The following is a 13,975-nucleotide window of genomic DNA, read 5'->3' on the forward strand; positions in this document are numbered from 1 at the left end:
TTGACGCAGGTCTAAGACTGCCATGCCCACGCTCGGGCCCCGGCATCACCCACCCGCTCCCCGCCCCACCACAGCACAGCCCCGCCCCGTATCTCAGGGGAACGCCACAACACTGCCCCCGCGCCCCGCGCGCGACGCCACCCCCACCAGCGCCGCCGCCCCGTGCCCCGTGCCCCGTGCCCCGTGCCCCGTGCCCCGTGCCCCGTGCCCCGTGCCCCGTGCCCCCAAGCAGGATCACCGCCCCGTACCCACCGCGACACCGCCCCGTGCTCCGTGCTCCGTGCTCCGTGCTCCGTGCTCCGTGCTCCGTGCTCCGTGCTCCGTGCTCCGGCACAGCATGCCCCACTTCGAGCCCTGGCGTGACCCCCGCACGGGTCACGGGGCGCGGGGCCGCGCGGCGCGGTCGCCCCGGAGGCGGGAGGGGCCGGGCGGGGCTCGTACCGGTCGGAGGGCAACACGAAGCCGCCGGCCCACGCGAGGCAGCGCGTAGCCGGCGGCTGAGGGGTTCTCCGCCCGCGTGCGCGACGGCACGGCGGTACGGGGGGTGGGGGCCCTAGACGAAGACGGCCAGGCTCTTGGTCTTGCCGTCCCGCTCCTCGACGAGCGCGAGGAACCGGCCCTCGGGGTCGAAGACCGCGACGGGCCCCTCGGTGTCGAGGGCGGGGCCCTTCAGGCGCGCCCCGTTGCCCAGGAGCCGTGCCTGTTCGGCGCTGACGTCCCAACGGGGGAAGGCCGCAGCGGCGGCGTCGGCGATCGGCAGGACCGTCAGCGACGCCTCCAGTTCCGCCAGGGAGTGCGCCCCGTTCAGGTCGTACGGGCCCACCCGGGTGCGTCGTAGCGCGGTGAGGTGGCCGCCGGTGCCGAGGTCCGTGCCGAGGTCCCGTGCGAGCGCGCGGATGTACGTGCCCGAGGAGCACACCACTCTCACGTCGAGGTCCACGACGGGCGTCCCGTCGTCGGCCACCGCCGAGCGCACCTCGTGCACGTCGAAGGTCGAGACGGTGACGGGGCGGGCCGGGATCTCGAACTCCTCGCCCTCCCGCACCCGTGAGTACGACCGCTTTCCGTCGATCTTGATGGCGCTGACCTTCGACGGGACCTGCTGGATGTCGCCGGTCAGCTTGGCCACCCCGGCGTCGATGGCCGCGCGCTCCACGCCGGCCACGCTGGCGAACGCGGTGATCTCGCCCTCGGCGTCGTCGGTGACGGTGCTCTGGCCGAGCCTGATGGTCGCCGCGTACTCCTTCTCGGTGAGCGCCAGGTGGCCCAGGAGCCGGGTCGCCTTCTCCACGCCGATGACCAGCACGCCGGTCGCCATGGGATCGAGCGTCCCGGCGTGCCCGACGCGACGTGTCCCCGCGAAACGGCGCAGCTTGGCCACGACGTCGTGCGAGGTGAAACCGGCCGGCTTGTCCACGATCACCAGTCCGTCCGGACCGGTCCCCTTGCGCTTCATGCCTGTGCGGTGCCCTCGCTGCCGGTCTCGTGCTCGGCGTCGTCGTCCTCGCCGGGCTTGCGGTACGGGTCGGCCTCGCCGGCGTACGCGGCCCCTTCGGACGCCTCGCGGACCTGCGCGTCCGCGGCCTTGGCCTTGGCGAGCAGGTCGTCGATGGTGCGGGCGTTGTCGGGCAGCGCGTCGGGGACGAACGTCAGCGTGGGGGTGAAGCGGACGCCGGTCTGGCGGCCCACCTCGGAGCGGAGGACGCCCTTGGCGCTCTCCAGCGCCGCGGCGGACGCGATCCGCTCCTCCTCGTCGCCGAAGACCGTGTAGAAGACGGTCGCCTCCCGCAAGTCGCCGGTGACCCGGGTGTCCGTGATCGTCACGTAGCCCAGTCGCGGGTCCTTGATGCGTCGCTGCAGGGTCTCCGCGACCACGACCCGGATGCGGTCAGCCAGCTTGCGTGCCCGCGCGGTGTCGGTCATGCGTCTTCTTCTCTCTTCTTCGGTTCACGTGTCAAGTCGTCGGACGCGGCGCCTGCGCCGTCGCGGGCCCTCGCCCTTACCGGGCCGCCCCGTGGCGCCGCCGCTCCTGCCCCGTGCCGCGCCCCGTGGGGCCCCGTACGGTGCCGCGTCGGTCGCGGTCAGTCGTCGTCTCCGTGGTAGCGCCGCCGTACCGACAGCAGCTCCACCTCGGGTCGGGCGGCGACCAGGCGCTCACACCGGTCGAGCACGTCCACGAGGTGCCCCGTGTCCCCGGAGACCGCCGCCAGGCCGATCTCGGCCCTGCGGTGGAGGTCCTGGTCGCCGACCTCCGCCACGCTGACCGCGAACCTGCGGTGCAGCTCGGCGACGATCGGGCGGACGACGGAGCGCTTCTCCTTCAACGACCGTACGTCGCCGAGGAGCAGATCGAAGGACAAAGTCCCTACATACATGTGTGTCCGGTTAACCCGCCGGTGCGGGGTAGCTCCCCGCCACTGCTTGGCGGGAACCCCCAAACCGTACACGCAACGGTCGGGGCCGATCGACGGGATTTCCCCCTCCACCGCTGTCACCAGCGGTGGAGGGGCCCCGGCCGACCGGCCCCGGACCGTTACGGGTCAGACGAGATCAGCCGCGCGGCTTCTCTCGCATCTCGTACGTCGCGATGACGTCGTCGATCTTGATGTCGTTGAAGTTGCCGAGGTTGATACCGCCCTCGAAGCCTTCGCGGATCTCGGTGACGTCGTCCTTGAAGCGGCGCAGGCCCTCGATGTTGAGGTTCTCCGCCACGACCTTGCCGTCGCGCAGCAGGCGTGCCTTGGTGTTGCGCTTGACCTCGCCGGAGCGGATGAGGACACCCGCGATGTTGCCGAGCTTGGAGGAGCGGAAGACCTCGCGGATCTCCGCCGTGCCGAGCTCGATCTCTTCGTACTCCGGCTTGAGCATGCCCTTGAGGGCCGCCTCGATCTCCTCGATCACCTGGTAGATGACCGAGTAGTAGCGCACGTCCACGCCCTCGCGCTCGGCCGCCGACGTGGCACGGCCCTCGGCCCGCACGTTGAAGCCGATGACGATGGCGTCGGAGCCCGCCGCCAGGTCGATGTCGGTCTCGGTGACCGCACCGACGCCACGGTGCAGGATGCGCAGGTCCACCTCTTCGCCGACGTCGAGCTGGAGCAGCGAGGACTCCAGGGCCTCGACCGAACCGGACGCGTCGCCCTTGATGATGAGGTTGAGCTGCTGCACCTCGCCGGCCTTGAGCACCTTGTCCAGGTCCTCCAGGGAGACCCGGCGGGTGCGCTTGGCGAACGCGGCGTTGCGCTCGCGGGCCGCGCGCTTCTCGGCGATCTGCCGAGCCGTGCGGTCCTCGTCGACGACCAGGAAGTTGTCGCCCGCGCCCGGCACGTTGGTCAGACCAAGCACCAGGACCGGGGTCGAGGGACCGGCCTCCTCAAGCTGCGCGCCGGTGTCGTCGAGCATCGCCCGGACCCTGCCGTACGCGTCGCCCGCCACCATCGTGTCGCCGACCCGCAGCGTGCCGCGCTGGACGAGCACGGTGGCCACGGCGCCGCGACCACGGTCGAGGTGGGCCTCGATCGCGATGCCCTGCGCGTCCTGCTCCGCGTTGGCGCGCAGGTCGAGCGAGGCGTCGGCGGTGAGGATGACCGCCTCCAGGAGCTGGTCGATGTTCAGCCCCTGGCGCGCGGAGATGTCGACGAACATGGTGTCGCCGCCGTACTCCTCGGCCACCAGGCCGAACTCGGTGAGCTGACCGCGCACCTTGGTCGGGTCGGCGCCCTCGACGTCGATCTTGTTGACCGCGACCACGATCGGCACGTCGGCCGCCTTGGCGTGGTTCAGCGCCTCGATCGTCTGCGGCATCACACCGTCGTTGGCCGCGACCACCAGGATCGCGATGTCGGTCGACTTCGCACCACGGGCACGCATGGCGGTGAACGCCTCGTGACCCGGGGTGTCGATGAAGGTGATCCTGCGCTCTTCGTCGTTGACCTCGGTGGAGACCTGGTACGCACCGATGTGCTGGGTGATGCCACCGGCCTCGCCCGCGACCACGTTGGTCTTGCGGATCGCGTCGAGCAGTCGCGTCTTACCGTGGTCGACGTGACCCATGACGGTCACCACCGGCGGACGCGCGACGAGCATGTCCTCGCCGCCCTCGTTCTCGCCGAACTCGATGTCGAAGGACTCCAGGAGCTCGCGGTCCTCCTCCTCCGGGCTGACGATCTCGACGTTGTAGTTCATCTCGTCGGCGAGCAGCTGGAGCGTCTCGTCCGAGACGGACTGCGTCGCGGTGACCATCTCGCCCAGGTTGAGCATCACGGCGACGAGCGACGCCGGGTTGGCGTTGATCTTCTCCGCGAAGTCGGTCAGGGAGGCACCACGCGACAACCGGACGACCTGTCCGTTGCCGCGCGGCAGCATCACGCCGCCGACCGACGGGGCCTGCATGGCCTCGTACTCCTGGCGCCGCTGCCGCTTCGACTTACGACCACGACGCGCCGGGCCGCCGGGGCGACCGAACGCACCCTGCGTGCCACCACGGCCACCCGGGCCACCGGGACGACCACCGAAGCCGGGACGACCACCGAAGCCGCCGCCACCGCCACCGCCGCCGGGGCGACCGGCGAAACCGCCGCCACCACCGGGACGACCAGCGCCGCCAGCGCCACCACCGGGGCGACCGGCGAAGCCGCCGCCACCGGGACGACCGCCACCGCCACCACCGGGACGCCCAGCGCCACCGGGGCCGCGACCGCCGCCACCGGGGCCCGGACGCGGACCCGCGGCCGGACGCTGCGGCATCATGCCCGGGTTCGGACGGTTACCACCGGGGCCGCCAGGGCCGCCACCGGGACGCGGCGCGCCACCGGGGCCACTCTGCGGACGCGGCATCGAGCCGGGGCTGGGACGGGCACCGCTCGGGCCCGGACGCGGGCCGGCGTGACCGCCCTGGCCACCGCCCTGCGGGCGCGGACCGCCCTGGCTCTGACCACCGGGGCCCGGACGCGGACCCCCCGGACGGGGCGCCTGCGGGCGGGACATGCCGGTGCTGCCACCGGAGGTGAAGGGGTTGTTGCCCGGGCGCGGGCCGGAGGGCCGGCCACCCGGACGGGGAGCGCCACCCTGACCGCCGGGGCGCGGCGCGCCGGAGCGTCCGCCACCCTGGCCCTGGCCCTGGCCGCCACCCTGGCCGGGCGCGGAAGGCCGAGCGCTGGGACGCGGGCCCGGCGTGGCACCGGGCCGGGCGCCGCTGGGCTTGGGAGCCGTGGGCGGCGCCGCTGCCGCCGGCGGCGCGGTGAACTCGGGCTGCGCCGGCGCGGCCGGAGCCGCGGGGGCGGGACGCGGGCCGGGCGTCGGAGCCTTGGGACCCGGAGTGGGGCGCGGGCCCGGAGTGGGGGCCGCGCTCGTGCCGCCCGCGGGGCTGCTCGACGCCGGCTTGGGGCCGGGCGTCGGAGCCTTCGGGGCAGCGGGACGAGCCGCCTGCGGAGACGGCGCAGACGGCTTTGCGGGCGACGCCTTGCGCGGCGCCGCGGGCTTGCCAGCGGAACGGCCGGAACCGTTGCCCTGCTGGAAAGCATCAGTCAACTTGCGTACAACCGGCGCCTCGATCGTCGAGGACGCCGAACGTACGAATTCACCGAGTTCGGTGAGCTTGGCCATGACGACCTTGCTCTCGACGCCGAACTCCTTGGCGAGTTCGTATACCCGGACCTTAGCCACATCGCTCCTTTTAGGTCCGGGGTTGACCGCCGGACCGTCGCTACTTCATGGGCGTACTCATCGCGTACTCATCGAGTGCTCATCGCAATCTCGACCTACTTCCAACTCGCGAGGTACCTGACCGCACGGTGTCCCGTGCCGTACTTCCAGCTCTTACGGTGCTACCTGCTCGACGTACCGGCGCAGGGCCGTCGTGTCGAGCGAACCCTGGGCCCGGAAGGCCCTGGGAAAAGCCCGGCGGCGAACCGCCAGGTCGTGACAGACCAGTGCCGGGTGCACATAAGCACCCCGGCCGGGCAGCGTACCGCGCTGATCGGGGACACAATCGCCCTCGACCACCACGATGCGCAGCAGATCGCCCTTAGCCGCGCGCTCCCGACATCCCACACAGGTTCGTTCGGGGCATGCGCTGTCGCGCGTCCGGCCAGACACTGTTTTAGTCTACCTCCCCGCGCCGACCCCACCCGTTTAGGGCAACGATCGAACGGTCGCTTGTTATGCCGCTCCGCCGAGCCCACCGCGTCCTGGCGGCGACCCCGTGCTCACTGTGACGTACGAGACGCGAGACGCGCACGGTACACGGAGGACACCGAGCCGCTGCTCCACCGCCCCCACACTCCGTGAACCCACCTGGTGCCCCGTGCCCCGCACCCCCACGGGGCCGCCGCCCCGTGCCCCGCACCCCCACGGGGCCGCCGCCCCGTGGCCCGTGCCCCGTGCCCCGTGCCCCGTGCCCCGTGCCCCGTGCCCCGTGCCCCCAAGCAGGATCACCGCCCCGTACCCACCGCAACACCGCCCCGTGCTCCGTGCTCCGTGCTCCGTGCTCCGTGCTCCGTGCTCCCGAGCAGGATCGCCGCGTGGGCTTCTTGTCGTGCGGCGGCGGTCCTACGGTTCGGGGGCGGTCTGCCTGGTGGCCGGGTCGGCTCCGGGGGTGGGTGGCGCGGCGACGCGCCTTGTGGTGTGTGTCGCTGCCCAGCCCGTCGGGTCCGCGAAGCCCACGTCGTGCGCGTCACTCGGTGGGCGGGGTGCGCCTGCCGCCGGCCGGCGCCATGGGCCGGCGACCGTGCTCGTCGGGGGGCGATGTGGGCGGCGCACGACATCGCCCCGGCCACGTCGCGGAACACCGGTGGTTCGGGTGCTGACCTGTGCCTCACCACGCTGCCCGAGGCTCGCGCTCGCCATCCGGGGTCACGCGACGATCTGCGCGGAGCGGGGCACCGTGGCTCGACTCCGTAGCGGACTCGTCCGCCACGGAGTGGCGATACCAGGGCCCGCGCCTCTACCCAGCGCACCGTACCCAACCGAGGGGGCCAGGGCCGCCTTGGTGGAGTGCCCGCCTCCCGCGGAGCGAGACGGAGCGCGTCGAGCACGTACACACGCACCGGCCCGGGGAACACTGCCGGCCGCTTGGCGCTGCCGTTCCTCCCCGCTGCCGCACAACCGGCCTGGTCCCGACCTCTGGCCGTGTACGGGTCGCCGGCCAGTCAGGGACCGGGTCACGTCGAGCTGCCGGCCCTGTCGGCCGCCGTCGGCCGCGCTCCGTGGCGCGCGGCGTACGAACTCCGCACTCCGCGCGCCGTGGGCGTGCCCGCAAGCGCCCGTCGCCGTCGCACCCTGCCCCGCGAAGGGCCCACGCCTCACGGAAGGGGGCACCATCAGCCGCGCCGCAGAGGTTCGAGCCCCGTGGTCGCGGGGCTCGGTGTTCGACCTCCGCCGGCCAGCTACTGCTCGGTGTCGGGGCGGATGTCGATGCGCCAGCCGGTCAGGCGCGCGGCGAGGCGGGCGTTCTGGCCCTCCTTGCCGATGGCGAGCGAGAGCTGGTAGTCCGGCACCGTCACGCGCGCGGAACGCGCCGACAGGTCCACGATCTCCACCTTGCTCACCCGGGCCGGCGACAGCGCGTTGGCCACCAGGTCCGCGGGGTCGTCCGACCAGTCGACGATGTCGATCTTCTCGCCGTGCAGCTCGGCCATCACGTTGCGCACCCGTCCGCCCATCGGGCCGATGCAGGCGCCCTTGGCGTTGAGCCCGGACCGCGTGGAGCGGACGGCGATCTTCGTACGGTGCCCCGCTTCACGGGCGATGGCCGCGATCTCGACCGAGCCGTCCGCGATCTCCGGCACCTCCAGCGCGAAGAGCTTGCGCACCAGGTTGGGGTGGGTCCGCGAGAGCGTGACCGAGGGGCCGCGCACGCCCTTGACGACGCGTACGACGTAGGTGCGCAGGCGCGTGCCGTGCGTGTACTCCTCGCCGGGGACCTGCTCCTGCACCGGCAGGATGGCCTCCAGCTTGCCGATGTCGACCAGCACGTTCTTGGGGTCCTTGCCCTGCTGGACGATGCCCGCGACCACGTCGCCCTCACGCCCCGCGTACTCCCCGAAGGTCACTTCCTCCTCGGCGTCCCGCAGCCGCTGGAGAATGACCTGCTTCGCGGTCGTCGCGGCGATCCGGCCGAACCCGGAGGGAGTGTCATCGAACTCCTGCGGCTCGGCCCCCTCCTGCGCGTCCGCCAGGTCAGCGGCGTCCTCCTTGGCCCACACGGTCACGTGACCGGTCTGTCGGTCCAGCACGACGCGCGCCTGGCGGCGGCTGCCCTCGGTGCGGTGGTACGCGATGAGGAGGGCCGCCTCGATCGCCTCGACCAGCAGGTCGAACGAGATCTCCTTCTCCCGCACCAGACCCCGCAGGGCACTCATGTCGATGTCCACGGCTACGCCTCCTCTTGGCTCTCGTCGTTCTTCTGCTCACTGGCCTTGCGATTGAACTCGATCTCCACGCGTGCCTTGGAGATCTCGCCGAAGGCCAGCCTGCGCTCCGTGGGCTTGCGGCCCTTCACGCCCGGAACCTCCAAGTCGAGCCCGTCGTCGTCGACCGCGACGATCCGGGCGACCAGTTCCCCGCCCTCGACGAGCTGCGCCTTCATCAGGCGGCCGATGGCACGGCGGTAGTGGCGCGGCTCGGTCAGCGGCCGGTCGGCGCCGGGCGAGGTGACCTCGAGGACGTACGGGGCGCCACCCATGACGTCCGCGTCGTCCAGGGCCTGCGAGACCGCTCGGCTCAGCTCCGCACACGCGTCCAGCTGCACGCCGTCATCGGAGTCGACCACGATACGGAGCACACGCCGCTTCCCGGCCGGTGTCACCTCGACCTCTTCCAGATCCAGGTCCCGCGCGCTGACAAGCGGTGCCAGTAGTCCGCGCAGCCTCTCGCTCTGGGTGGTGCTCATCCGGGTGACTCCTCGGCCGCGTGTGCTGTTGTGGGAACGTCGCGTGTCGGTCAAAGCCTAGCTGTTCCCGCCACGGGCTGACGATTCGGCGGCTGGGGCCGTACGCCGGCCCCGTCGTGCGAGCCGTACGGGGTGGCCTGCGGCGGGGGCGGCACTGCTCCGACGGTCGCGGTGGGTACGCTCGCCTGCGGTGATCACGAGCAGGGGATGAGGAACGTGTCGCTCACGAGAACTTCGCCGGGTCCCACGGGCCCGCGCAGACGCAGCCTGCTCGCCCTCGCCGGTGGCGCGGTCGGGGTCGTCGGCATCGGCGCGTTGTTGGCCGGCTGCTCCGACGGGGCGGACGACGGGGCCGACTCGGACGGTCGCGCCTCGGCCGACGAAAGCCTGCGCGCCCAGGCCGCGCGCGACTCGCTCACCCTGCTGGCTCGCTACGACGCGACCGCCAGGGCACATCCGGATCTGGCCAGCCGGCTCCGTCCGCTCCGTGGCGAGGTGGCTCGACACGCGGAGGCGCTCGGTTCGTCGGCGCCGTCGTCCGCACCGTCCGTCTCCGCCACTCCCTCGGGCAGCAGCCCGCCGCGTGCCGTCGAGGTGCCCCGGGACCCTCGCGCCGCGCTGACCGCGCTGGCCACGGCGGAGCGCCGCACATCGGACACCCGCACCACGGCCCTGGCCGCCGCCTCACCCGAACTCGCCCGACTCCTCGCCTCCGTGGCCGCCAGCGGCGCGGCACACGCCTACCTGCTGGCCGAGAGTCGAACGTGACCGCGTCACGGCCTGTCGCGAGCGCGTCACCGTACGAGGGCGGACTGCTGCCCCCGCTGGCCACGCCGGGGCACCGCGCGCGGGCCCGGCAGGCGGTACCGACGGGGCACGGGGCACGGGGCACGGGGCACGGGGCACGGGGCACGGGGCACGGGGCACCCAGAACGTGACGTGCGGGCCCGCCGGACCGCAAGGCAGTGACGAGACGAACCGCGCAGCGGACGGGACACGGCAGGAAGGTCGCCCACATGAGCAGGACCTGGCAGCGTGCGGCTGGGGCCGACGGCCTCGACGAGACCGAAGGCACCACGGAGGGCGGGGACGGTGAACGGGGCGCCGCCGCGTCGACCGGGCCCGCGCTAGGCGCCACTCAGGCGGCCTTGGCGGCTGAGCACGCAGCCGTCTACGGATACGGCGTCGTGGGCGGGCGGATCGAGGATCAGCGGCTGGCTGAGGCTCGCGAGAGCCTGACCGCGCACCGGGCCCGTCGGGACACCCTGGAGCGCGCCGTACGCGCTCTGGGGGGCGAACCGGTCAGCTCCGCGGCTGCCTACGCCCTGCCCTTCCCGGTGCCGGACGCCACGGCCGCGGCCCGGCTCGCGGGCGAGGTGGAAGCCCGACTCTGCGCCGTCTACGCCGACCTGGTGCGGGCCACCGCGGGCGGGGCGCGCCGCGAAGCCGCAGCCGCGTTGCGCGAAGCGGCGGTCAGGGCGGTGCGTTGGCGCGGTAGCGGCGTAGCCTTCCCCGGCCTCGCCGAGCGGACCGCCGGTGGCGCCCCGTCCCCCGCCGCCAGCGGCACCGCCGACACCCGATGACACAGCGCCCGCGAGCCTTTGCCCGCGAGAGATTCCGTGAGCGGGAGGTGCGCTCCAAGGAGCCAGCCGACCTCGCCACGCTCGGCTACGGGCCCACCGCTCCCCTACCCACTGCCCGACCCACCACGACGGCCTCACCTCCCGCCCGGCTTGGGCGCGACAGCCACACCGCCGGCCCGCGACACAGGCGCCGGGCCTGCGGCTTCAGCACGCGGAGCACAGGGCGGCACTCGTGCACGGGGCACGGGACACGGGACACGGGACACGCCAAGTGTCACTGAAGGAGAGCTGACGCGGCCGGAAGGGACGCGCGCACGGGGCGGACGGCGGAGCAAGGCAGACTGACGGCTCACGACCGCGGGGTCGATGAGTCGACAGAGCGCTTCGTTCGTGTGCGGCGCCACCGGTGGTGGGCACGCATGCGATACCGCAGGCCAAGGGAAAGGGACAGCTCGGGAATGGCTACAACACCGCACGAGGGTGACTCGCGGCCCGCAGGCGTTTCCCTCGAACCGCCGCGACGCCTGGCCCGAGCCGTCGAGGCCGAGCGCGGCGAGACGGGGCGGGACTGGCTGGCGACGGTGCCCGAGCGTGTTGAGCGCCTCCTGAGGCGCTGGGAGCTGACCGCCGACCGGGTCCTGGCGCCAGGCGGCTGCGGAAGCCTGTTGGTACTGGTGCGCCAGGCAGACGGGGCCCCGGCTGTGCTGAAGCTGGGCGCGAGCACGGAGCGGGCCGAGCGTGAGGCGGCGGCGCTCACGCACTGGGCCGGCTCGGGCGCCGTACAGGTGCTACGGAGCAAGCGCGGCGAGGGGGCCCTGCTGTTGGAGCGGCTGCACGGTGAAGTGAGCCTGCGCTCGCTACCGGAGCCGAAGTCCATCCTGGAGGCGGCGGAAACGGTACGGCGACTGTGGGTACCGGCCCCGGCGGCTCACTCGTTGCCGTCCGTATCCGAACACACCGCCCACCAGGTCGCGGCGCTACGCGCATCACGCGACCAACCGTGGACGGCGGACGTCAGACCGTTGATCGACGGAGCGCTGGCCGCGCACACCGAGCTCGCCGCCGCCCCACCCGAAACGCTGCTGCTGCACGGCCACTACCAGCAGGGCAAGGTACTCGCCGGCGATCGGTCTCCGTGGCTCGCGATCGCTCCCGAGCCGGTGGTCGGTGAGCGGGCGTACGACCTGGCCTGGCTCGCTCGGGACCGCCTCGACACCCTGGTGGCGCTCCCCGGCGCCTCCAACGCAGCCCGCCGGCGCGTCAACAAGCTCGCCGACTCGCTGGAGCTGGACCGTGACCGGCTGCGCGGCTGGGCCCTGTTCCGCTCCGTAGCGGCCGGTGTCCGTCGTCTCTCCCGGGGTGAGCGCGACGAGGGGGAGCTGCTCCTGGAGTTCGCGAGCTGGCTGTAGCCGCCCGTGCCCGTACGGGGCGCTGGCCTCGCTCTCCGGCCCGCCCCGTACAGAGGGTCTCCCGTGGCCCCGTGGCCCCGTGGCCCCGTGGCCCGTGCCCCGTGCCCCGTGCCCCGTGCCCCGTGCCCCGACGACGCGTACGAGGTCGGGGCGGGGTCGCGCAAGGCGAACGCCGAGGGGCCGCACGGAGCGTGGTGACCTCGCCGGCGTTCGTTCGGGCAGGTGGCCTCAGGCGGTGAGGCGGGCCACCGCCTCGTCGATGGAGAGCTCCTCGCGCTCACCCGTCCGCCGGTCCTTCAGCTCGACCACGCCGTCGGCCGCGCCGCGACCGACGACCAGGATGGTCGGCACGCCGATGAGTTCCGCGTCCGTGAACTTCACGCCGGGCGAGACCCCGGGCCGCTCGTCCACCAGCACGCGCACGCCCGCGCCGCCCAGCCGCTCCGCGATCTCCAACGCCAGCTCGTTCTGGAGGGCCTTGCCAGCCGCGACGACATGTACGTCGGCCGGCGCCACCTCGCGCGGCCAGCACAGCCCCGCGCCGTCGTGGGTCTGCTCCGCCAGCGCCGCCACGGCGCGCGAGACGCCGATGCCGTACGAGCCCATGGTCACGCGCACGGGCTTGCCCTGCTGGCCGAGTACGTCGAACTCGAAGGCGTCGGCGTACTTGCGGCCGAGCTGGAAGATGTGACCGATCTCGATGGCACGGTCGAGTGCGATGCCGGTGCCGCAGACGGGGCAGGGGTCGCCCGGCTCCACCACGACCACGTCCAGGTACTGGTCCACCTCGAAGTCCCGGCCGCAGACGACGTCGCGCGCGTGCGTGTCGGCCTTGTTGGCGCCGGTGATCCAGGCGGTGCCGGGAGCGACCCGCGGGTCGGCGATGTAGCGGAACGCCTTGCCCGCCATGTCCTGCGGGCCGACGTATCCGCGCACCAGGTCGGGCCGGTCGGCGAAGTCCTCGGCGGTGACCAGTTCGACGGTCGCCGGCGCCAGGTGCTCGCTCAGCTTGCCGAGGTCCACCTCGCGGTCGCCCGGCACGCCTACCGCCGTGATCTCGCCGTCCACCTTGACGAGCAGGTTCTTCAGCGTCGCGCCGGCGGAGACGCCCAGGTGCGCGGCCAGGGCCTCGATGGTGGGGGTGTCGGGGGTGTCCAGCTCCTGGACGGGGCCGTGCGCGGCTCCGTCCCCGGCCGGCTGGGCGGGGAACGTGACGGCCTCGGTGTTCGCCGCGTAGTCACAGGCTGGGCAGTCCACGAAGGTGTCCTCACCGGCCGCCGCGGGGGCCAGGAACTCCTCCGAGGCCGAGCCGCCCATCGCCCCGGAGATCGCCGACACGATGCGGTAGTCCAGGCCCAGCCGCTCGAAGATCCGCGTGTACGCCTCGCGGTGCAGTCGGTACGCCTCGGCCAGCCCCTCGTCGGTGACGTCGAAGGAGTACGAGTCCTTCATCTGGAACTCGCGCCCCCGCAGCACACCCGAACGCGGCCTCGCCTCGTCCCGGTACTTCGTCTGGATCTGGTAGACGATCACCGGCAGGTCCTTGTACGACGTGCACTGGTCCTTGACCGTGAGCGTGAAGATCTCCTCGTGCGTCGGCCCGAGGAGGTAGTCGGCACCCTTACGGTCCCTGAGCCGGAAGAGCAGGTCCCCGTACTCCTCCCAGCGCCCACTGGTCTCGTACGCCTCTCGCGGCAGCAACGCGGGAAGCAGCACCTCCTGCGCACCGATCGCGTCCATCTCCTCGCGCACCACGCGGGAGACGTTGTCCAGCACCTTCTTGCCCAGTGGCAGCCAGGACCAGATCCCCGCCGACGTACGCCGCACGTACCCGGCGCGGACGAGCAGCTTGTGGCTGGCGGTCTCGGCATCGGCCGGGTCGTCGCGCAGTGTCTTGAGCAGCATCGTGGACATGCGCTGGACGTTGACGGCATGGGCCATGGGGATCTCCTGCGTGCGAGGTGCGGTGAGCGAGAGGTTAGCCGCAGCCGGTCGCGGCGTGGAAATGGATCGCCCCGACGCCCCGCCTCCCCCATACGCGCCCGCGCACGTACGCCCGCGGGTCTGATGTCACTCACGGCGCCGGCAGCGCC

The 13,975-nt window shown here is 72.9% G+C and carries 11 protein-coding genes; 3 read left to right on the top strand and 8 right to left on the bottom strand.

The features are described 5' to 3' along the window. Window positions 1-553: 553 nt before the first annotated feature. The 7 genes from truB to rimP all read right to left on the bottom strand — a co-directional run bounded on the left by truB (window position 554) and on the right by rimP (window position 8,890). Complete coding sequence (gene truB, locus ACFVFR_RS03720) at window positions 554-1,456, bottom strand: tRNA pseudouridine(55) synthase TruB (protein ID WP_383697775.1); 903 nt, start codon at window positions 1,454-1,456, stop codon at window positions 554-556. Further along, window positions 1,453-1,923 (bottom strand): 30S ribosome-binding factor RbfA, encoded by a 471-nt coding sequence (rbfA, locus tag ACFVFR_RS03725; protein ID WP_383697776.1) that lies wholly within the window; start codon window positions 1,921-1,923, stop codon window positions 1,453-1,455. The genes truB and rbfA overlap by 4 nt, the downstream gene beginning before the upstream one ends. A gap of 158 nt (window positions 1,924-2,081) precedes the next feature. After that, window positions 2,082-2,375 (bottom strand): DUF503 domain-containing protein, encoded by a 294-nt coding sequence (locus ACFVFR_RS03730; RefSeq protein WP_383697778.1) that lies wholly within the window; start codon window positions 2,373-2,375, stop codon window positions 2,082-2,084. Between the two features lie 175 nt (window positions 2,376-2,550). Next, window positions 2,551-5,664, bottom strand: a complete 3,114-nt coding sequence (gene infB / locus ACFVFR_RS03735; protein ID WP_383697780.1) for a translation initiation factor IF-2 — start codon at window positions 5,662-5,664, stop codon at window positions 2,551-2,553. Window positions 5,665-5,817: 153 nt separating this feature from the next. Further along, complete coding sequence (locus ACFVFR_RS03740) at window positions 5,818-6,096, bottom strand: YlxR family protein (protein WP_383697782.1); 279 nt, start codon at window positions 6,094-6,096, stop codon at window positions 5,818-5,820. A 1,289-nt stretch (window positions 6,097-7,385) separates the two neighbouring features. Continuing rightward, a complete protein-coding gene (nusA, locus tag ACFVFR_RS03745; RefSeq protein WP_383697784.1) occupies window positions 7,386-8,372 on the bottom strand; it encodes a transcription termination factor NusA in 987 nt (328 codons plus the stop codon). Between the two features lie 2 nt (window positions 8,373-8,374). Continuing rightward, window positions 8,375-8,890, bottom strand: coding sequence for a ribosome maturation factor RimP (rimP, locus tag ACFVFR_RS03750; protein ID WP_383697786.1), 516 nt, complete (start codon window positions 8,888-8,890; stop codon window positions 8,375-8,377). 207 nt (window positions 8,891-9,097) lie between these two features. On the opposite strand from rimP, the gene ACFVFR_RS03755 reads away from it, so the two are divergent. The 3 genes from ACFVFR_RS03755 to ACFVFR_RS03765 all read left to right on the top strand — a co-directional run bounded on the left by ACFVFR_RS03755 (window position 9,098) and on the right by ACFVFR_RS03765 (window position 11,882). After that, window positions 9,098-9,658: a hypothetical protein gene (locus tag ACFVFR_RS03755; RefSeq protein WP_383697787.1), complete on the top strand. Its 561-nt coding sequence runs from the start codon at window positions 9,098-9,100 to the stop codon at window positions 9,656-9,658. 248 nt (window positions 9,659-9,906) lie between these two features. Then, window positions 9,907-10,473 carry a ferritin-like domain-containing protein gene (locus ACFVFR_RS03760; protein WP_383697789.1) on the top strand — a complete coding sequence of 189 codons (567 nt, stop codon included), beginning with the start codon at window positions 9,907-9,909 and terminating at the stop codon, window positions 10,471-10,473. A gap of 458 nt (window positions 10,474-10,931) precedes the next feature. Further along, window positions 10,932-11,882, top strand: a complete 951-nt coding sequence (locus ACFVFR_RS03765) for an aminoglycoside phosphotransferase family protein (RefSeq protein ID WP_383697790.1) — start codon at window positions 10,932-10,934, stop codon at window positions 11,880-11,882. A 228-nt stretch (window positions 11,883-12,110) separates the two neighbouring features. On the opposite strand, the gene ACFVFR_RS03770 is transcribed toward ACFVFR_RS03765, so the two are convergent. Next, window positions 12,111-13,823: a proline--tRNA ligase gene (locus tag ACFVFR_RS03770; RefSeq protein WP_383697791.1), complete on the bottom strand. Its 1,713-nt coding sequence runs from the start codon at window positions 13,821-13,823 to the stop codon at window positions 12,111-12,113. Window positions 13,824-13,975: the final 152 nt, after the last annotated feature.

Source organism: Streptomyces sp. NPDC057702, from assembly GCF_042799315.1.
Classification (GTDB): Bacteria; Actinomycetota; Actinomycetes; order Streptomycetales; family Streptomycetaceae; genus Streptomyces.

Coding starts and splice junctions, on each gene's coding strand:
- rimP (WP_383697786.1), bottom strand. CDS start 8,890: ATGAGCACCACCCAGAGCGAGAGGCTGCGCGGACTACTGGCACCGCTT.
- ACFVFR_RS03765 (WP_383697790.1), top strand. CDS start 10,932: ATGGCTACAACACCGCACGAGGGTGACTCGCGGCCCGCAGGCGTTTCC.
- rbfA (WP_383697776.1), bottom strand. CDS start 1,923: ATGACCGACACCGCGCGGGCACGCAAGCTGGCTGACCGCATCCGGGTC.
- ACFVFR_RS03730 (WP_383697778.1), bottom strand. CDS start 2,375: ATGTATGTAGGGACTTTGTCCTTCGATCTGCTCCTCGGCGACGTACGG.
- ACFVFR_RS03755 (WP_383697787.1), top strand. CDS start 9,098: ATGAGGAACGTGTCGCTCACGAGAACTTCGCCGGGTCCCACGGGCCCG.
- ACFVFR_RS03770 (WP_383697791.1), bottom strand. CDS start 13,823: ATGGCCCATGCCGTCAACGTCCAGCGCATGTCCACGATGCTGCTCAAG.
- truB (WP_383697775.1), bottom strand. CDS start 1,456: ATGAAGCGCAAGGGGACCGGTCCGGACGGACTGGTGATCGTGGACAAG.
- ACFVFR_RS03760 (WP_383697789.1), top strand. CDS start 9,907: ATGAGCAGGACCTGGCAGCGTGCGGCTGGGGCCGACGGCCTCGACGAG.